Origin of the sequence: Flammeovirga sp. SJP92, assembly GCF_001583495.1 — a bacterium.
Classification (GTDB): Bacteria; Bacteroidota; Bacteroidia; order Cytophagales; family Flammeovirgaceae; genus Flammeovirga.
The window spans coordinates 20,003-39,642 of record NZ_LQAQ01000087.1 but is presented as its reverse complement, the minus strand read 5'-3'; the positions used below and the strand labels follow the sequence as shown (position 1 = coordinate 39,642).

Annotated in this window: 17 protein-coding genes; 4 read left to right on the top strand and 13 right to left on the bottom strand. The window is 34.4% G+C overall.

Translation table 11 applies throughout. The features are described from left to right. The coding region (locus AVL50_RS18475) for a molybdenum ABC transporter permease (protein ID WP_157491429.1) at window positions 1–340 on the top strand (340 nt) is incomplete at its 5' end. Further along, entirely contained in the window at window positions 337–1,134 is a 798-nt protein-coding gene (locus AVL50_RS18470) for an ATP-binding cassette domain-containing protein (RefSeq protein ID WP_062617965.1), read from the top strand. The genes AVL50_RS18475 and AVL50_RS18470, both read left to right, overlap by 4 nt. Window positions 1,135–1,334: 200 nt before the next feature. Here AVL50_RS18470 and AVL50_RS18465 read toward each other — a convergent pair whose 3' ends face one another. After that, window positions 1,335–1,622, bottom strand: coding sequence for a hypothetical protein (locus AVL50_RS18465; RefSeq protein ID WP_157491428.1), 288 nt, complete (start codon window positions 1,620–1,622; stop codon window positions 1,335–1,337). A gap of 190 nt (window positions 1,623–1,812) precedes the next feature. Here AVL50_RS18465 and AVL50_RS18460 point away from each other — a divergent pair, with 190 nt between their 5' ends. Continuing rightward, window positions 1,813–2,502, top strand: a complete 690-nt coding sequence (locus AVL50_RS18460) for a metal-dependent hydrolase (RefSeq protein WP_062617963.1) — start codon at window positions 1,813–1,815, stop codon at window positions 2,500–2,502. 332 nt (window positions 2,503–2,834) lie between these two features. On the opposite strand, the gene AVL50_RS18455 is transcribed toward AVL50_RS18460, so the two are convergent. From AVL50_RS18455 to dnaE, 10 genes are all read right to left on the bottom strand, one after another. Then, window positions 2,835–4,187, bottom strand: a complete 1,353-nt coding sequence (locus tag AVL50_RS18455; RefSeq protein ID WP_062617962.1) for a carbohydrate porin — start codon at window positions 4,185–4,187, stop codon at window positions 2,835–2,837. A gap of 289 nt (window positions 4,188–4,476) precedes the next feature. Then, window positions 4,477–6,036 (bottom strand): ammonium transporter, encoded by a 1,560-nt coding sequence (locus tag AVL50_RS18450; RefSeq protein WP_062617961.1) that lies wholly within the window; start codon window positions 6,034–6,036, stop codon window positions 4,477–4,479. A 412-nt stretch (window positions 6,037–6,448) separates the two neighbouring features. Further along, window positions 6,449–7,942, bottom strand: coding sequence for an ammonium transporter (locus tag AVL50_RS18445; RefSeq protein ID WP_062617960.1), 1,494 nt, complete (start codon window positions 7,940–7,942; stop codon window positions 6,449–6,451). A 383-nt stretch (window positions 7,943–8,325) separates the two neighbouring features. Further along, complete coding sequence (locus AVL50_RS18440; RefSeq protein ID WP_063850794.1) at window positions 8,326–8,580, bottom strand: hypothetical protein; 255 nt, start codon at window positions 8,578–8,580, stop codon at window positions 8,326–8,328. 495 nt (window positions 8,581–9,075) lie between these two features. After that, window positions 9,076–9,546 (bottom strand): SRPBCC domain-containing protein, encoded by a 471-nt coding sequence (locus AVL50_RS18435; RefSeq protein ID WP_172826879.1) that lies wholly within the window; start codon window positions 9,544–9,546, stop codon window positions 9,076–9,078. Between the two features lie 37 nt (window positions 9,547–9,583). Then, window positions 9,584–9,907, bottom strand: a complete 324-nt coding sequence (locus tag AVL50_RS33555; RefSeq protein ID WP_216639068.1) for an AraC family transcriptional regulator — start codon at window positions 9,905–9,907, stop codon at window positions 9,584–9,586. Between the two features lie 200 nt (window positions 9,908–10,107). After that, on the bottom strand, window positions 10,108–10,491 hold the full coding sequence (locus AVL50_RS33550; protein WP_216639067.1) for a hypothetical protein: 384 nt from the start codon (window positions 10,489–10,491) through the stop codon (window positions 10,108–10,110). Between the two features lie 50 nt (window positions 10,492–10,541). Further along, window positions 10,542–11,627 (bottom strand): SDR family NAD(P)-dependent oxidoreductase, encoded by a 1,086-nt coding sequence (locus tag AVL50_RS18425; protein WP_062617957.1) that lies wholly within the window; start codon window positions 11,625–11,627, stop codon window positions 10,542–10,544. A 33-nt stretch (window positions 11,628–11,660) separates the two neighbouring features. Further along, a complete protein-coding gene (locus tag AVL50_RS18420) occupies window positions 11,661–12,557 on the bottom strand; it encodes an alpha/beta hydrolase (RefSeq protein ID WP_062617956.1) in 897 nt (298 codons plus the stop codon). A gap of 270 nt (window positions 12,558–12,827) precedes the next feature. Beyond that, window positions 12,828–17,096 carry a DNA polymerase III subunit alpha gene (gene dnaE / locus AVL50_RS18415; protein WP_062617955.1) on the bottom strand — a complete coding sequence of 1,423 codons (4,269 nt, stop codon included), beginning with the start codon at window positions 17,094–17,096 and terminating at the stop codon, window positions 12,828–12,830. A 348-nt stretch (window positions 17,097–17,444) separates the two neighbouring features. On the opposite strand from dnaE, the gene AVL50_RS18410 reads away from it, so the two are divergent. Beyond that, entirely contained in the window at window positions 17,445–18,083 is a 639-nt protein-coding gene (locus AVL50_RS18410) for a trimeric intracellular cation channel family protein (protein ID WP_216639066.1), read from the top strand. A 103-nt stretch (window positions 18,084–18,186) separates the two neighbouring features. Here the strand turns inward: AVL50_RS18410 and AVL50_RS18405 are convergent, their stop codons facing one another. Both AVL50_RS18405 and AVL50_RS18400 read right to left on the bottom strand, forming a co-directional pair. After that, window positions 18,187–18,423, bottom strand: a complete 237-nt coding sequence (locus tag AVL50_RS18405) for a hypothetical protein (protein WP_157491427.1) — start codon at window positions 18,421–18,423, stop codon at window positions 18,187–18,189. Between the two features lie 349 nt (window positions 18,424–18,772). After that, a complete protein-coding gene (locus AVL50_RS18400) occupies window positions 18,773–19,315 on the bottom strand; it encodes a hypothetical protein (RefSeq protein ID WP_157491426.1) in 543 nt (180 codons plus the stop codon). Between the last annotated feature and the right edge of the window lie 325 nt (window positions 19,316–19,640).

Here is a 19,640-nt window from a genome sequence, read left to right as displayed (position 1 = left end):
TTCCACGATTTCTGAAGATCTAATTCACGCTGCAAGATTAATGGGTAAAAAAGAGAGCACAATACTTTTTAAGGTGGTATTACCCAATATGAAAAGTGCAATTTTGAGTGGTTTAGTACTCACCTTTGCTCATACTATTGGTGAGTTTGGGGTTGTGCTTATGATAGGTGGCAACATCCCAGAAAAAACCAAAGTTGCTTCAATTGCCATTTATGATTATGTAGAAAGTATGCAATATGAAAGTGCACATCAATATGCGTTTATATTGCTTTGTTTTTCTTTTACGATTCTTTTCCTCCTTTATTTTTTCAACCGTAAAAACAACTTCAACATCAAGTGATTACTATTAGTTTACATAAGAAAATCAGTGAAAATAAAGTAGCAAGTCACTTCCAGCTTGAATTCACCACTGGTGACATCATTGGGATTACGGGTCCTTCCGGAAAAGGTAAAACTACATTCTTAAAAGTCATTGCAGGACTCACTGAATGTGATGAAGGTGAAATTGTCTATAATAATAACAGCTGGCTCAATACATCATCAAAAGTGTTCCTTCCTCCTAGTAAAAGGGATATCGGTTTTGTATTTCAGGACTACGCTCTTTTCCCTAATATGAATGTACTTCAGAACATTTACTTCGCTAGAAAACCCATTTTTGATGATCACAAGCTTCATCAGCTTTTGGAGTGTTTTGAAATTAAAGCTCTTTTAGATCAGAAAGTAAATACATTATCCGGAGGTCAAAAACAAAGAGTTGCTATTGCAAGAGCATTGGTACAATTACCCAATATCTTATTAATGGACGAACCATTTTCTGCTTTAGATTTTAGAATCAAGGAACAAGTTATCTCCTACATCAAACAATACAATCTGGAGTATAAAATACCGATAGTGATCAATACGCATCAAATTCATGAGCTTTCTGCTTTAACAAATACAGTTTATGAATTGAATGCTGAAAAGTTAGTATTACTCCATCAAAAAGAACCCACTTCAATGTTAGGCATTGTTTTAAAAGTTAACCTTGAAAATCAATCTATGGAGGTGGAAATGAACCAACAGAAATTTGTGATACCTCTTCAAAAGAACATACAAGAAGGAGATACAATTCAGTTATCTATTTCACAAAAGTAAGAGCATGCCCTAAACCATTCTATAGGTTTCAAACATGCTCTTTTTAAACCATAAATCATTAAGTATTATTGATGATACTGTTTCCATATCATTTGAGTAAAATCTTTACGTTTGCTTTTCTTTCATAATTGGTTTATGATAAAGCTTTTAGTTCACTTAATTATTTACAATTTATTACTTTTTTTGCATTACAAATTTAACTAAACTGCCATATCTACTTTCGCTTCTTCCTCTTCATGAAAACGCTCTAGTTGATATTTAACAAAAAGCTCTTCAATTTGTTCCTCTTGAATAGGGTCAAAAGACATAAATAAAGGGCGTTTAGTATGATTTGAGCCCGATAAAATCATTACAGGATGTCCTGATTTCAATAATTTTACCTTGTTAGAATTTAATGTGATACCTAAATCTCTTTTGAGAATAGATCGCTTATTGAGCTTTGCTATTAAAGAGTAATTTAGGGCATCATACACAAACATTGTGGTCATAACATTATAGTTTGATAAAGAGTGCTGTATTTATAGTCTTTATAAATGTATGATTTATTAAAATTAAATGCAAATTTTTGAATCCAAGCACTATTTCCTTCCTTCTTTTTTTAAGAAATTGATTTTTTAATTGTTGGATTTTGAAGTAACTTTAATTGAAAAATTAAAAACACATTAATCTAGAAACTTCATGAAAGTTACTTATTTAGGCCACGCTTCGTTATTGATTGAAACTGCGGGTAAAAAACTTATTGTAGACCCTTTTATTTCTCCAAATGATCTAGCAAAAGACATTAACATTGACGAGCTAGAAGCTGACTATATTTTAATTACCCACGGGCATCAAGATCACGTGGTTGATGTAGAAGCAATTGCTGAAAAAACAGGTGCCACTATCATCTCTAATTTTGAAATTGTTTCTTATTATGGGGAAAAGGGGTTCAATGGGCATCCAATGAATCATGGAGGTAAATTCAAATTTGACTTTGGCACGCTAAAGTACGTCAATGCCATTCATTCTAGTGTGTTGCCTGATGGTACTTATGCTGGAAATCCAGGCGGTTTTGTTCTCATGAATCAAGAAGGTAAAATCTACATTGCAGGTGATACTGCACTCACTTTAGACATGAAGTTAATTCCAGCTACTTGTGGAGATCTTGATTTAGCTATTTTACCAATTGGAGATAATTTTACGATGGGTTATGAAGATGCTAAAGTTGCTGCTCAATATTTAGAATGTAATACAATTATGGGGTATCATTATGATACTTTCCCTCCAATCAAGATTGATAAAGCAGCAGCAACGCGTTACTTCAAACAATCAGAAAAGTCCTTGTTGCTACCTGATATTGGTGAAACCTTAGATGTAGATACTATATAAGTACTAAGACAAAAGAAAACGGGTGTTTCGTAGACCCATAATTGAAATTATGGGCTTTTGGGGAGATAACTCATTTCTGAATACTTGATTCTAATATTTGGCTTATTCGTATTTAAATAGATGTAAAAACTGTAAATCTTTGAGACATATCAAGTTTATAATAAAAGTTGAAAAATGGGAAAGCTTCCCATAAGCCCATGACTTCTAGTCATGGTGCAAGGTATTTTATCCTATTATTTTTGACTTGGTACTTATAAATTTGAAGTTTCGAAACTTCTACCTTTATATCAAAAGCCTTTGTTCTTTGTAAAAATCGAGAACAAGGGCTTTTTTTAGAACCACCATTCAGATTTCAAACCTAAATAATTACCCACATTTCCATCATTTTCAGCCTCGTAATACTGTGAAAGACCGTACTTTTTCACTACATCATTATAGACCGCAATAGAATACACCAAACGTATATGTGGCCTTGCCATCAAAGATCTTTCTCCCGAAGGGACGTAAACAGGTGCAATTGTGAATTTATTCATTTGCCCCAACCCTGGTGTAAAACCAGTTAAACCTTGAGAATATTCTTGAAAATCACGCATTTGAAAATTGTATTCCAACATTAATTGTAACTTATCAGAAAGGTAGATCATTGGACGAATGCCTACAGACAAGTCCCATTTTTCATTTGGCCTATTGTCAGCCACAAAAACAGGTGCTTCAGCCCCAATTGCATACCGAAAAACACCATACCCCATCAAGCCCCAATATTTATTGATATCATACACAAAATTCTCAGTAATATTAATACCATAAGCACCGTCATATTTTCCTTTGATATTGGGGTTGCCAAAATTGATAAACGAACGGGAAGACCAACCATCATCTCCTGGTCCATTGGCTATCCTTGCTCCAATACGAATGGATGAATTGTTTGAAAAATCATCTTTTTGATAAAGATGCATCACCCCAAACAACCAGCCATAGTCACTAATTTCTTTTACAATAAATTGAGGTTCTGTAAGAGAATCTTTTCCCGTAAAATGATACTCTCCCATAAAATTTAGTGTGTGATGTGGGTTTAAATGCCATCGATGCTGTAATGAAATCACATGTTTTTGCCTTCCATCATCATAATTAGAGTCGCCATATGGGTTTCCTGGTTGATCCTGATTGACTAATGCTTTTATCAATGAAATAGTTGTAGTACCGATCGTCAACCCAAAACCTTGTCCTGTTAAGTTATTGAACTGCCAATAATCAGCCATATCAATATTCTTATCTCTATAATACTTACTTCCCACCCACAAATGAATAGGGATATTATACAGTGTATCGGTGATATCCAAAAACACCTCAACAAAATTGGTCCTTGTTTCATTGGCTATAAAAGTATTATCACCAGAAAAGGATTGAGTGGTCAACTGGAATTTAATTTTAGGCCCACCCTCTTCCATCTGTAACAATTTATCGATGTTAGTGACACCCGTTAACTCTATATAATCATTCTCTTCCAATCTTCCCCCTAAAGCTCCTTGATTTGACAGGTTTAATCTTGCACCCACTTTATCACCATCCAAAGAGGAAGATATTCCTACTCTGCCGTAAGTATGAAACTCAAAAGTTTTTTGAGCATATAAGAAATTCGAATAAAAGGCTAAAAATGTAAAAAGTAGTAGTATTTTCTTTAACATAGGTGCAATGAGAGAAGAGTCAAAACAAAAATAAGAGAAGCCTGTTCCATTTAGCTTCTCTTATAAATATATGTTTTAAAAATCAAAAAGTGTACTTCTTTTCGAATTAAGTACGAAGAATAAAGTATCTGAGTAATTCATCAAATATTGATACTCGTCTTTTTAGCACTCTTTAATCCATTTTAATGCACATTTAAGTAGTCACTTACTGTAGGAATATCAAAGAAAGACATCCATACAAAACATCATATATAATGACATAGTATAGTAAGTTTATTTCTGCTAGGGTTTATGCCAAAGACTGTGATTGAGAAGAAGATGAGTTATTCAAGCTTTCAAAAACAGAATGCAACTGTTTCATTGCATCTACAAACGGTATTCCTTCACCTTGATCATTGATAAATGATACTTTCTTTGACTCTAATAATTCCAATCGGTAAACAGGGTCTAACGCTATAAAGTCTTTCACATCAAGGAGATTGTAACCTTTCTCCGAAATCTTAACAGAAACATACCTCACTTTTTGTTCCTCTTCCTCCATATCATAAAACTCTTCTGGCATAGACCTGCCCATCAGCATTCCTCTAATTTCTTGCTCTGGACTCACTCTTAAACCATAGAACATTTTAATGAGTTTAAACATGACAATAGATATAATCACTGTAAATGTAATACAGACCTCTACCCCAATCATTTGTATTAATAATTGTTCCCAACGTGGTAAATTCAACAACTCTTGTTTTCCAAAAATAGCTACACACATTGTACCGAAAACACCTCCAAAACCATGTACAGGAATTGCTCCTACAGGATCATCTAATTTGAATACTTTAAGAATTACATCATAACCAATGTTGTGAATCACTCCAGATATCAAACCTATAATTAATGATGAAAATGGTGATACTACATTACAACATGCTGTAATAGCGACTAAACCTGTCAAAGCTCCGCCCATCATTTTCTCTATTAGATCTCCTCTATCTTGGAAAAAGTAACAATAGAAAAATGCGGAGAAACAAGCAGATGCACCTGCCACATTGGTATTCAGAATAATTTCAAAAACGTCTGCAGTAAAAGTCAATGTACTACCACCATTGAAACCCCACCATCCAATCCAAAGAAGCATTACACCCAAGATACTATAGGAATAATCAGAAGCTTTAATACTTTTAGGTTTTCCCTCATGATCAAAACGGCCTATTCTAGGTCCTACCATCATCATACCTACCACACCTACACAGGCACCTAGTGTATGCACAACTGTAGATCCTGCAAAGTCCATAAAGCCCATATTGGCCAACCATGACATATTGTTGCTATAATACAGATTTCCCCAAGCCCAGTGACCAAAAACGGGATAAATGATAATAGCTGTGACTAAGGAACCAATAAAATAAGGAACTACTCCTGTTCTGCCAGACATAGCCCCTGAAACAATTGTCAAGGCTGTACCTGCAAAAACAAGCTGAAATAAGAAAAAGACAATACCCGGAATGGTCAAATCTCCGTTATGAATATTCTGGCCAACAAATAAATCTGTTTCGAAACCAATAATACCATAGTAAGACTTCCCAAACATAAACCCAAAACCCACTAAAAAGAAACCTAAAACCCCTGCGACAAGGTCCATCAAGTTTTTACTTCCGACACTTGATCGATGTTCCTTTTGCACTAAGCCTGTTTCCAATGTTTTAAACCCAGCCTGCATTAGAAAAACTAAAACAGCAGAAATTAATACCCAAAGTGTATCTGGAATATTAAATGATGCAGGATTGACAGCTTCCGAGGCTAGCAATGTTGTAGGTAAAAATAGAATACTGATAGTAGTTACGGTGAAATATAACATAAGAGTAAATTTTGGTTGTCAGTTCGCTAGTAAATAAGAGCTCTATATAAACATCGCACATTTTATGTACTCTAAAATTAGTTCATCGGAAGCTTTTTTATAAAAATTAAAGCTAAAATCTAACTAAAACTGCTAAAAAACAGGACAATAGCATTGTAAAACACAGCAAAAACACCCCACAAAACCCAATACACAACTTGAAATCATAATTATATTTTACAACATCTACTATTTACAAAAGATATTAACTATATAATGTTATTTATACACTAATATTAAACTGAATTATCCTTCATTTACAATTCAATATTTTGTTTTATTTTCTGATAAAATAAAAGAAAAGGCAACCATAATTCGTTTATGGTTGCCTTTGCACTATTTTCAATATAAATATATGAGGTCAAAAACTACTTTAAGCTGCAGTTTCCCCTTCTTGTTTTCCTTCAATATAATTTTTCAATTGTTTCATCGCATCAATCAATGGAACCGCCTCTCCATGTTCATCAATAAATGATACTTTTTTGGCATCAATCAATTCTGTTCTGTACAGCGGATCTAAACTTGCAAAATCTCCAACATTTAATAGATTATAGCCTTTATCAGAAACTTGCATAGATACATATCTTACTTTCTGCTGAGAATTATCTTGGTAAAACTCTTCAGGCATTTGTCTACCCATCAACATTCCTTTTAATTCTTGCTCAGGAGAAACCCTTAGACCATAAGAAATTTTGATAATTCTAAACATTAGAATTGAAATCACTACCGTAAAAGTCAAACACACCTCAATACCTATAGTTTGAATCAATAGCTGTTCCCATCTTGGTAAAATTAGCAACTCTTGTTTTCCGAAAAGAGCTACGCAAAGTGTTCCAAAAATACCACCAAAGCCATGCACAGGAATTGCTCCCACAGGATCATCCAGCTTGAATACTCTTAAAATTAAATCAAACCCAAGATTGTGTATAATTCCTGCCAACAAACCAATGATTAAAGCACTCAGTGGTGTTACTACATTACAACACGCCGTTATGGCCACAAGACCTGTAAGTGCTCCTCCAATCATTTTCTCAATCAATTCACTTCTATCCTGAAAGAAATAGCAAAAGAAAAAGGCTGAAAAACATGCGGCGGCTCCTGCTAGATTGGTATTTAAAATAATTTCAAAAACACTATAATTAAACGAGAGCGTACTACCGCCGTTAAAGCCCCACCATCCAATCCAAAGAAGCATCACTCCTAATATACTATAAGAATAATCAGATGCTTTTATCGATTTAGGTTTGCCATTTTTATCAAATCTTCCAATCCTTGGGCCTACCATGATCATTCCGACAAGACCTACACATGCTCCTAAAGTATGTACGACTGTAGAACCTGCAAAGTCCATGAAACCCATTTCTGCCAGCCATGCATAATTGTCAGTGTAAAATAAATTACCCCATGCCCAGTGGCCGAAGATTGGATAAATTACAACTGCGGTGATAAGTGAACCTATAAAATAAGGGAAAACACCAGTTCTGCCAGACATAGCTCCTGAAACGATGGTCAATGCAGTACCTGCAAAAACCAATTGAAATAAGAAGAAAACTACCCCTGGAATTTGCTGATCGCCATTGTTGAAATTTTGTCCAAGAAATAAATCAAAATCGAAACCTATAACACCAAAATAAGATTTGCCAAACATCAGACTAAATCCAATCAAGAAAAAGCCCAATACGCCTGCCACCAAATCCAAAAGGTTTTTACTTCCAACACTTGATCGGTGTTCTTTCTTTACAAGACCTGTCTCTAAAGTTTTAAAGCCAGCTTGCATTAATAATACGAGGACTGCAGAAAATAGCACCCATAATGTATCCGGGACATTAAAGGCGTCTAGAGTAGTAGTCTCATTTGCAAATAACATTGTAGGTGAAAACAATATTGCAAATGTTAAGATGAATAATAACATTGAAGTATATTTTTTTGTTCGTTGTTGTTAGTAAATCAAGATGGGTTTCAGAAAAAATGCCCCACTTAATTGTTCGCCACAAGTTAAATTAAATAAATCTAGAATATCAAGAAAATCCACACATTTATTTTAATAATTACATAACACCAACCTTTATTTAATACATATTTATCACCAAACAAGAGTGTTTAATGTAAATTTCAAAACAAATACAACTTTTTGCTTAAAATTTAAAATCACACCTACCTCGAACTACCACTATTGCATAAAAAATATGAAATACAAAAAAAGCCATCAAAATGATGGCCAAAAATTAAATTTTTACAATGTCAATCAGATTAAGCTAACGCCTCGTCTAATGTATCCATTAATGCTTTCGCTACGCTTCTAGGTTTTTTGGATTTTAGATCTGCCAGCACGTCTTTAGCTTCTGCAACTTTCTGGTAAACACCATCAGGGTTTCCGTCGTTCTTGAAACTTCCTAACACCCATGTTAAGTCGTTTACTTGTTGTTCGTACTCTCCTTTCTTGTTTAACTTAGTTAATTTGTCAAGTGCAGCTTCTGCGGCAGCAACAATTTTACTTTGGCTCATGATAATTATTTTTAATGCAATAGATATAATTTTTTGTATCATTAACATAACAAAAATAGAAGTTATTCAATCACTTTGCAAATATTAGGACATAATAAATTATAGGTATTCCTCAATTTCGTTAAATGTATATAGAACAATTTAATCAAAAATTCAAAATATTAAATACTAATTTTCGACTTTTAATTATATATTATTCGTTTAGTAAGTACACTTTTATATAAAAAAATCTATGATTTTAATAATTCGTATTTCATGAAATAATTATGAAAAAAATTTATTCAGATCAATTTGAAGTCAGAAATGAAATCTTTTTAGTAAGACTCTAATATTCAATCAAATAAAAAAAGTGATGGATGTTATGCTTTATAATAATATTCATCACTTTCATATTTTCAAGCTTTTATGCGGATGTAGGCTACTTCTGAAGCCCATCAAATACACTACCACTTTCTCTGGTAATTTATTTTGGAAATTAGCTCTTACTATTAAATCTTATTCTTCAATCCTCTTCTTTAATAGGGTTAAAAGTCTTTCGTAGGCTTTTTCAACAAGTATTGGGTTCCAAAAGTGTACATATATACCAGCATATTCTTCAGTTATAGTAACAGTTGTAAAAGTTCCATCTGAAGAAAGCAAATAATGGTGGTTGTAGGTTAAAAAACCTGGAAAGCCACCTTTCTGATTGATGATTTTTTGTGGAATTATTTTTTTTACAGTAGCGTTCATTACTGCGGCTTTACCATTTTCATCTTGGTAAAATTCGTATTTTATTGTATTTCCAACCTTAAATTCACCCTGAATGGGAACAAGAACCCTATTCCAAGTTTTAACTTCATTAATATCAATTAATTTACTCCAAACCTCTTCTTGCGGTGCTTTAATTTTAATTATGGCTTTTACAGACTTTCTCCCTGTTAGAATAAGTAAAAATAATACCGAGATAATAATTAATGTTATGACCATCCATTTTGACTTTAAAAAATTCATATAACTTATACTACTAGTTAATAGTTCTATATTGAACAGGACTTTTCCCCGTCCTTTTTTTGAAAAGTTTACTGAAATTTTGAGGGTATTCAAAACCTAAACCATATGCTATCTGGGCAATAGATTCTCTTGAATTTAAGAGTTGTGTTTTAGCTTTTTCAATCACAAAGGAATGAATATGATCTTGAGCACCTCGTCCGGTTTCTTTTTTAAGTAAATCACTGAAATAATTTGGAGACATATTCAGTTCTTCACCACAATATTTAACCGAGGGTATTCCTTGTTCTAAAGCTTTACCAGATTGATAATAATTTTTTAGTAATTCTTCAAATCGCATCAAAATGTCTTTATTTAGATTTTCACGAATTAAGAATTGACGATTATAATAGCGGGTACAATAATCTAAAAGTAATTCAATACTGGTTACAATTAGCTTTTGACTTTGCTTATCGATGTTTAAGCTGTATTCCTGAACAATTTTATCCCTCAGTTCTTCAATTATTTTCTTTTCACTGTCAGATATGTGCAAAGCTTCGTTTACATCGTACGAAAAAAAGAATATTCATTAATGTTAATCCCAAGTTGTGACTTTCTTATTAAATCAGGGTGAAAGAATAAAGTCCAGCTATCGCCAATATCATCTTCATCCCATTCTTCTACTTTTAGAACCTGACCAGGAGCTAGAAAAATAAGAGAACCTTCTTCAAAATCGTAAGTAGTACGACCGTATTCAAAATAACAGTCTTTTACTTCTTTATATTCAACCATATAAAAAGAACCTACAACGCTTTTGCCTGCCATCTCTAAACCACTTTTTATTTCCTTATGTTGGAAGGCTGTAACTAAAGGATGCTTTGGTTTTTTAATTCCCATTGCTTGTAGAGCTTCAGATATGCTATTAAACTCAATAATCTCTCTCATTTGTGTATTAATTCATTACTTTTGATGTTATAAATTAACATTTTTTGCAATCAATTTTTAGACAATTCCTTACTTTTCGCAAATTCAAAAATGTCTCCTAATACTTCTTCAGACATACGCCAGCATAGTTCCTGATTATTTACATCAAGGCCTAATGCTTCATTTTCAGCTTTACCATTTGCCAACTTTCCTTCAGCAATAGATTTTGTAGGAGTACCAACATGATATTCATTTGGCATAATAAAATCGCCATTTGAAATATCTTCAGCAAAGCAAGCATGAGACAAAGGAAGTGCTCCATCAGCAGCAGACTGACGTTTCATGAACAGTGACATAACCCAAATAACAACTTTTGAAAGATGTCCTAACAACCAAGTATTGCCTGATGCTGAGTTTGAAACAAGATTTGTTTCTGAAAATCCGGGTTCAGCACAAAGACTTTTTATCTGATTGGTATCATAGCCTTTTTCTTTTAACTTTTTACTGAACTCCAATGCAAAAGTGATTGCAGCAAGTTTAGTTTGATGATATCTTTCATTACCTGCATTCACTCCATCACCACCTAGTGTTCCTTTAGCTGTTTTTTTAAAGAATTTTTCTTCATGAGCAGTTTTTTGCATGTATCTAACACCAGAAGACTGTTGGCAGATTCTTACTTCTTTTCCATTTTCTAGAGCTATATCAAAAGACGGGAACACGCTTTTTGTAAGTAACAAGTGAGATAAATGATTCACCTGCATTTGGGCATCATACCCGTCATCTGTGCGAAAATCTGAAACGGGTCCAAAACCTGCATTGTTAGCCAGAATATTTAAACCACCTAACTCTTTGCTTAATTCATTAACCTGTTCAGCTGCCTTTTTTACAGATTCAAAACTCATTAAATCTAACTCAACTTTATATAGGATAGTTGTACTACCACATAATTTTTTCTCCTCTTCCAATTTTTGAAAAGCTTCTTCAGCCCTTGACGAGGCTCTATTAAGAAGCAAAAGCGCCTTCACATTTTTTCGAATTGCAAAAACTGACGTCCAATAACCAATACCAGATGTCGTACCCGTTATTGCCATAACTTTATCAGTTGCTTGAGGGACTTTATCTACCCAGCGCTCAAAATATTTTGTTTTTATTGCCATTTTATCTCTTTATTCAATAGGACTTCACTTTGATTACATGTACTTATTGAACCACTTCAAAACAGGTTCAGAGTGAGTACCTAGCCAGTCATAAGCCGCCATACGATTAAACCCCTGATTTTTTTTATCTGGTATTTCTATCCACATCATTTCTTTTTCTACTTGTAAATCATTGTAAACCCCATCAACAAAGTCTTTATCAAGGAAACCATCATTTTTATTTTGGATAATTAATGTTGGTACAGTGACATCTTTAACGTAAGGACGCCAAGTATTATTTATATAATCGAAATCTGTATTCTTTTTGATAAATCTGTCTGCTCTTTTTAATAAAAAGCCAGGAAGTTTCATTTTATCTATGAAGTGAGCATAATCTAATGGTTGTACTGAAATCATACATTTGATATTGCTATAATTTTTCAAACCATCTTCTCTACCATAGGCAGATACAGATGCACCTTGTCCCATACAAATACTGAACAATCCTATATTTGCATTTTTATAGACCGAATGATTACTAATAAAATCTACGGACGCAATAATATCTTTTGCCTCTTCTGGTCCATAGGAAGCAAAACCATCCATTGCTGGATCACTTTCTCCATGATTGCGCATATCAAACATAAGCACTGAATAACCGGCATCATTAAGGTATTTTGCCTGACGTAAAAATTTAACGTCGGTAGGATATCCTTTTGCTATACGCTTTATATCATTCGTATAACCAGCACGACAACAATAAAGTCCAAAATGGGATTGAATAATTACTTTGTCATCATCTCCTTTTATGAGCCACCCTTTTAGATTAACACCGTCACTAGCTTGAAAGGAAACATTTTCATACTGCAGATTATAGTTACTAGGGTTGTCGAATAGAGGAGCTGCTTCACCTGCCATAACAAGGTTTTTTGCAATCATTTTTCCAAACATGATTTCTCTGTTTTAATTATCATTAGATTACTTATACAAAGATACTTAGGGTTAAAAATGATCTCTAATTAGTATTACTGTTTGATGTATTCAGATTACTGTTCTTGGAAAAAACAAACGCTTTTGTTCGTTTCGATTGAGAGCCAATTGATGTAATTTTAAAATATATAGCTCACGGGTATTTTTTACTATTAAAAAGTGTACGAATAAAAAATCCCCGTACCCACTAAAATTCTAGTGCATACGGGGATCAAAAGCTTATTTGATTCTCTAATAAACTCTATATTCTATTCCTTCCAAACGGTCTAAATCATTTAACAACTCAGTAGAGGGGTCTACTTTGTAGCTCTTCGAAAATAAGTTGACAACCATATTATCTTCTCTAGAAATTACCTCTAGTGACATTTCTCTAGTTCCTTTATGCTCTTCAACGATATTGACTAAATCCATGATCGTATCGTCACTAAGCATTGCAACATCCACTGACAAGTCAATTCCTCTACAGAAATGATCTTTAACAGAAGATAACGCCATGATCTTTTTAGGGTTGACCTCCCACTGCCCAGGTGTTCTGTAATTTTCTTTCACTTGACCAATTACACAAACGAAATCTCCTTCATTAAAGAAATGTCGGTTTTTGTTGAAGTTCTCACCAAACATCGCCATCTGATGCGTTTGTTCGTAATCCTCCACTGTCAGAATACCGAATTTATTACCGTTTTTACTTTCAAGAATTTTCGCTTCAGTGATCATACCACCAATTTTAATTTCTTGCTGTTTATGTAAATCAACGTGCTTGATAGGAATACAGAAGTTTTCCAACTCCATTCGGTACATATCCAATGGGTGACCCGAAATAAAGAAACCTACTACTTCTTTCTCAAAACGTAGTTCTACCAACTTCGACCAAGGTTCCAATTGAGGTAACTTTGGAGGAGGAACAGAACCACCTGTACTTGCACCAAATAATGAAGCTTGAGCAGACATTTTATCCGCTTGCACTCTGTTGCCATACCTTAATAACAAGTCAATTCCTGAAAACTTCTCTCCTTCTGGAATATGGAAATATTGAGCTCTATGGAATTCATATTCATCAAATGAACCCGCATACGCCAAACTTTCCATTACTTTTCTATTAACGGCTTTAAGATTGACTCTTTCCACAAAATCGAAAATAGATTCATAAGGTTTTTCTTCTCTTCCTTCAATTATGGCATTAATCGGTCCTGTACCAATACCTTTTACAGCACCTAACCCAAAACGAATCGCACCATCCGCGTTAACTGAGAATTTGTATTCCGATTCATTGATATCTGGCCCTAATACCGGAATACCCATATGACTACATTCTTCCATAAAGAATGTCACCTTCTTAATGTCATTCATGTTGTGCGTCAACACGGATGCCATATACTCCGCAGGATAATTTGCTTTTAAATATCCTGTATGGAAGGCTACTACTGAATAACAAGTCGAGTGGGATTTGTTGAAGGCGTACGCGGCAAAGGCCTCCCAGTCCGTCCACACTTTTTCAAGTGCTTTCTGATCATGACCATTAGAAGTACCACCTTCAATAAACTTCGGCTTCAATTGCTCTAGCAAGGCGAAAATTTTCTTACCCATCGCCTTACGAAGCATATCGGCTTCACCTTTCGTAAACCCTGCCAATGACTGTGACAACAACATTACTTGCTCTTGGTAGACTGTAATTCCGTAGGTCTCGGCAAGGTACTCATCCATTTTATCAATGTCATATACAATCTCTTCATCACCGTGCTTACGGGCAATAAAGTTTGGAATGTATTCCAATGGACCTGGACGGTACAGGGCGTTCATGGCAATTAAGTCACCAAAAACATCGGGTTTTAGTGATCTTAAGTGCTTCTGCATACCAGCGGATTCAAACTGGAATGTACCGTTTGTTTCTCCTCTCTGGTATAGTTCATATGTTTTGCGATCATCCAACGGAATATCATCTGGATCGATATCAATTCCATGACGTTGTTTGATCAATTTTATAGCATCTTTAATGATGGACAAGGTTCTCAACCCTAAGAAGTCCATCTTCAGCATACCAGCATTCTCTACTACGGAGTTATCGAACTGTGTTACGAGCAGGTCGGCATCCTTGGCTGTAGTAACTGGAATAAACTTCGTAATATCATCTGGCGTAATGATAATACCGCAGGCGTGAATACCAGTGTTTCTTACAGAACCTTCTAGTATTCTTGCTGTATTAATTACCTCACCTTCTAAAGTGCCGTGCTCTTCGGAAATCGCTTTCAATTGATTCGCCATTTCCATCTGCTCACTGTTCAGTTTGTCTTCCAATTGTTGATCAGACATTCCAAATAGTTTTTTCAGCTTCATATCCGGCACCAGTTTTGCCAATCGATCAGAATCAGAAAGTGGCAAATCCATCACACGGGCAGTATCTTTAATAGACGATTTTGCCGCCATAGTACCGTAAGTGATAATATGAGACACTTGATTGAAACCATATTTATCGACTACCCAGTTGATGATTTTTTGTCTTCCTTCATCATCAAAGTCAATATCAATATCGGGTAAGGATACACGGTCAGGATTCAAGAATCTCTCAAATAGCAAGTCATATTTAATAGGGTCAACGTTGGTAATACCAATCGCGTAGGCTACTGCAGAACCTGCCGCCGATCCACGACCGGGACCTACTGACACCCCCATATTTCGAGCTTCAGTTGTAAAATCTTGTACAATCAAGAAATAACCCGGATAACCTGTATTCTCAATCGTTTTTAATTCGAAATCCAAACGCTCACGAATATCATCCGTAATCTCACCATATCTTTTTTCAGCACCCACATAGGTAAGGTGTCTTAAGAAGGCATTCTCCCCTCTTTTACCTCCGTCTTTTTCATCTTCTGGATCTACAAATTCCTGAGGAATATCGAAGGCAGGCAAGAGGACATCACGTGCCAATTTATACGATTCGATCTTGTCTACAATTTCCTGTGTACATTCAATCGCCTCAGGTAAATCGTAGAACAATTCTTTCATTTCATCGGCAGACTTAAAGTAGAATTGATTATTTGGGAATCCGAAACGATACCCCCTACCTCTACCGATTGGTGTGGATTTCTTCTCACCATCTTTCACACATAATAAAATATCATGCGCATCCGCCCCTGCCTCATCCATATAATAGACATTATTGGCAGCGAAATATTTTACATTATATTTTTCTGCAAAACGAAGTAATACTTCATTGACGTGATCTTCTTCTTCCAGTCCATGACGACATAATTCAATATAAAAATCGTCTTGAAAGTTTTCTAACCACCAAACAAACTCCTGTTCTGCCTGTTCTTCACCGACATTCAGAATGAGGTTATTTACTGGTGATTGCAAACCGCCTGTTGTAGCGATCAAGTCACCTTTATATTGCAGTAAAAGTTCTTTATCAATACGAGCATAAGTACCATCTCTATCTGTGTAGGCTCCATCAATAAAACCTTGAGAAGATAGCTTTGCTAAATTATGATACCCGTTTTTATTTTTAGCGATTAATACTTGAGATGATCTTCTATCTGGATCATCACGTGTAAACTTTCGCTTTTTATGGTCATTTACCAAGTACACCTCACAACCAACAATCGGCTTTAATTCTGCTTTCAATACATCTCTTACGAAATGATAAGCCGTATACATGTTACCGTGATCAGTCAAACAAACGGCATCACAGCCATCTTCTTGTGATTTAGCAACCAAATCACCAATCGTACAAGTAGCCCTTAAGATAGAGAATTGTGTGTGCGTATGCAGATGAGTGAACTTAACATCTTTCAGTCTTGCAAGACCTTCTTCCTTACTTACATTACCTCTACCTAAATCTTTGGATTTATTTTTAAAGGCAAAGTTGGCTTCATCCAGTTCCGGTGCTTCATAAATGACTGCTTCTACAGCCACATCATTGATTGGCGTTACAACACCATGCTCAATCAAGCCAAAGAAACATCGTGCTGTAGCATCAACGTCATAAGCGGCATCATGGGCATCTGCAAACGGAACCCCAAAAAGCTTATTATGAAGTTCAGTCAGTGAAGGAGATTTGAATTTACCTCCTCTACCACCTGGCAATGCACAGAAATCAGTGGAAGTGATCATGGTATCAATCACCTCTACTTCCTGAATCTTACTTTCGAGATCAACTCTAATAAATTCAGCCCCAGTAACATTAATATCAAACTGAAGATTGTGACCTACCTGACGGTCCGCCTTTGCTAAATCAATACGGAATTCTTCTAATACTTCCTTCAAGTCATGACCATGTTCCAATGCGTGTTCCGTGGTAATACCATGGACTTTGGTTGCATTAAATGGAATGGTATAACCGTCCGGTCTCACAATCAGGTTTTGAGCTTTGATCAATTTACCATGGTCATCATGAAGTTGCCATGCCAATTGAACGACTCTAGGCCAGTTGTCAAGATCGGTAAGAGGTGCATTAAAATTTTTCGGTAAACCTGTGGTTTCCGTATCGTATATGATATATGCCATTGCGGAGTTTTTATCTAATTCAGTTTACAAAAATAGTAAAGTTATAAGAAGAATTCAGTAAATAAATCTAATTAATATGTAACTTCTATGGTGGAAATGTGTTCCTTTGCGTCCTGTTTTAAAACACTCCTTTTTAATAAGTGCATGTTTTGAATATATATTTTAGAAATAAACATTTCCTTTTTAGGTTGTGAGGCAATTAATTTATGAGAAAATAGAGATCCTATACTTGATGAAATTAATCAACTCACGTTCTGACAGGGTGATTTTTTACTAAAAGAGATATTTCAAACATGCTCTAAGGTTTTTATTAGTTACTATTATTCATTTTGTAAAATCAATTTATCAGTGAAAGAAATCATCTATTACATTGGTGTTATCGGTTCTTTTGCATTAGCAATTTCTGGTGCATTGGTAGGCATGCAGAAGAAGCTGGATCCGTTTGGAGTCATCATTGTGGCCTTTGTAACCGCTGTTGGCGGGGGTACTTTAAGAGATGTTTTAATAGAACAAAGAGATGTTTTTTGGATTGCCGACCCCAGTTATATCTACTTTATTTTAGCTGGTGCTGTTTGTGCTATGATTTTCCAAGACAGGCTCGATCGTTTCAGAACCTCACTCTTACTTTTTGACACTATTGGTCTTGCTTTATTTTCAGTGGCTGGAGTACAGATTGGACTCACTTATGATTTGCCTTATATCATCTGTATTATACTAGGTGTTATAACAGGTTCTTTTGGTGGTGTTTCCAGAGATATTTTAGTCAATGAAATTCCGGTTGTTTTCCAAAAAGAGATATATGCCACAATCAGTATCGTTGGGGCTATCTTCTATATCCTATTGTATCATTTAGAAATCAATCGTTTTGTAACTGAGTTAGCCCCCGTTTTTGTTATTTTCATATTAAGAACATGGGTAGTGTATAAAGAAATCACCTTACCTTCAATTTATAAAAATCATGAAACAGTAGATGAGGAGGATTGGTAACCAACATACCTTTTCTACTGGCCTTTCCATTTACTTAAAAACAAAAAAGTGCTTCTTCCAAGGTAAGGAAGAAGCACTTTGTATGATTGATTAATAATGTGTGCTATTTCTCAGGTTCAAATTCAGGATTTTGCTCAATACCTCTACTAATCATGAAAGGCCAGATACCACTGAATATTAAAATTGGAACATATACATAATAACGTTGAGGAACATCAATTCCCTGTGAAAGTAATAACGACTTAATATAAGCAAAAGCAAATAACAATACGATCGTCAAAACGATTCCAAACTGCGCTATCGGCATCAACTGTATAGATCCAAATTTAATAGGTTTCATAAAGTAACGAGGTTTAAAATTTCTATTTCTTAATATACAATTTATATACGTAAATTTAAGAACAATGTTGGATTATTTGTGTATTTTCTACAATTAATACTATTCTTGTAAAATTTCAATTAGGAAAGTGAAAAAAATGCATCTAACAATACAAAAACACACAAATAAAATATTTAAACTTCTAAAAAGTCAATTTAACTTCTACTTAATACATCAAATTGCTTTGTTAATTAGTCCAAATACCTCAATACGTGTAACTACTGAAAACTACACCTCAAAATTGTTTTATTTTCCCTTACTTTATTTTGTTAAATACCCTCAATAAATTGTTAATTTTATTAATCTTATTCTACTCTTTAATCATCCAAAAATTGACGTGGTATTTATAAGTATATCCATTAATTCTTTTTGCTTTATCATAATAACAATAGATCTCATTGGGCTTGTTTTCGTAGATCTTCGCTTTGATCCTTGTATTGCCTACTCTTAGAAATGCTCTTATATAATTGAGAGAGTCCTTTGCATCAGAATTTAAGACGGTCCACTCCCAACTGTCTACATGGATTCCATCTTCAAACAGTATTTCTTCATCAATGATAAAATACCTTTTTACTTCAGTTTCATCCAAACTCCTTTGCGTATTCCATTCTATCATTCCATCGATTTTAGCATCTAGCGTAAAATTGAAACTGACTTCTCCTGGACCATGCTCAAATGAAGAAGATAGTTCTCTAGTTTGACCATCAAAGTTAGTGATAAATGTGGCTCTTTGGACAGACCAAGTGGAATTACTGATGATGTTCGTATTACGCAATTCATCTATGGACGGATCAGAATAGGTTTCACAGGAAAGTAGGCCAACTATTAATAAAAGAAGTAATAAGTATTTCATTTGTACGGGTATATATTTCATTTCTTACTACAAGATAACCAATTGTTTGTATACAATAGTTTATACCTAAGGCTGTTCTACTATAGATTCTTTGTTTAGTACATCACTTTTTTTATACTTATTTGAATAGTGAAATAATATCTAGTAAAAAGAAAAGGTGACACCTCAAAGAAGTATCACCTTTCACTTTAATTCTGATCATGAATAAGGCATTCATTGATCTATTTTCTCTTTTTCAAAACAGTGTATAATATGCGATTCACCGCTTTAATTCATAGAGAAAAAACTCCTACAAAATATTTATACTAAGTATATATAATTCTTC

Bases quoted from the DNA above. Each gene is read 5' to 3' on its own strand.
- AVL50_RS18425 (WP_062617957.1), bottom strand. From the start codon at position 11,627: ATGGCAATAAAAACAAAATATTTTGAGCGCTGGGTAGATAAAGTCCCT.
- dnaE (WP_062617955.1), bottom strand. From the start codon at position 17,096: ATGGCATATATCATATACGATACGGAAACCACAGGTTTACCGAAAAAT.
- AVL50_RS33550 (WP_216639067.1), bottom strand. From the start codon at position 10,491: ATGAGAGAGATTATTGAGTTTAATAGCATATCTGAAGCTCTACAAGCA.
- AVL50_RS18450 (WP_062617961.1), bottom strand. From the start codon at position 6,036: ATGTTATATTTCACCGTAACTACTATCAGTATTCTATTTTTACCTACA.
- AVL50_RS18445 (WP_062617960.1), bottom strand. From the start codon at position 7,942: ATGTTATTTGCAAATGAGACTACTACTCTAGACGCCTTTAATGTCCCG.
- AVL50_RS18440 (WP_063850794.1), bottom strand. From the start codon at position 8,580: ATGAGCCAAAGTAAAATTGTTGCTGCCGCAGAAGCTGCACTTGACAAA.
- AVL50_RS18400 (WP_157491426.1), bottom strand. From the start codon at position 19,315: ATGAAATACTTATTACTTCTTTTATTAATAGTTGGCCTACTTTCCTGT.
- AVL50_RS18455 (WP_062617962.1), bottom strand. From the start codon at position 4,187: ATGTTAAAGAAAATACTACTACTTTTTACATTTTTAGCCTTTTATTCG.
- AVL50_RS18420 (WP_062617956.1), bottom strand. From the start codon at position 12,557: ATGTTTGGAAAAATGATTGCAAAAAACCTTGTTATGGCAGGTGAAGCA.
- AVL50_RS18465 (WP_157491428.1), bottom strand. From the start codon at position 1,622: ATGACCACAATGTTTGTGTATGATGCCCTAAATTACTCTTTAATAGCA.
- AVL50_RS33555 (WP_216639068.1), bottom strand. From the start codon at position 9,907: ATGCGATTTGAAGAATTACTAAAAAATTATTATCAATCTGGTAAAGCT.
- AVL50_RS18405 (WP_157491427.1), bottom strand. From the start codon at position 18,423: ATGAAACCTATTAAATTTGGATCTATACAGTTGATGCCGATAGCGCAG.
- AVL50_RS18435 (WP_172826879.1), bottom strand. From the start codon at position 9,546: ATGGTCATAACATTAATTATTATCTCGGTATTATTTTTACTTATTCTA.
- AVL50_RS18460 (WP_062617963.1), top strand. From the start codon at position 1,813: ATGAAAGTTACTTATTTAGGCCACGCTTCGTTATTGATTGAAACTGCG.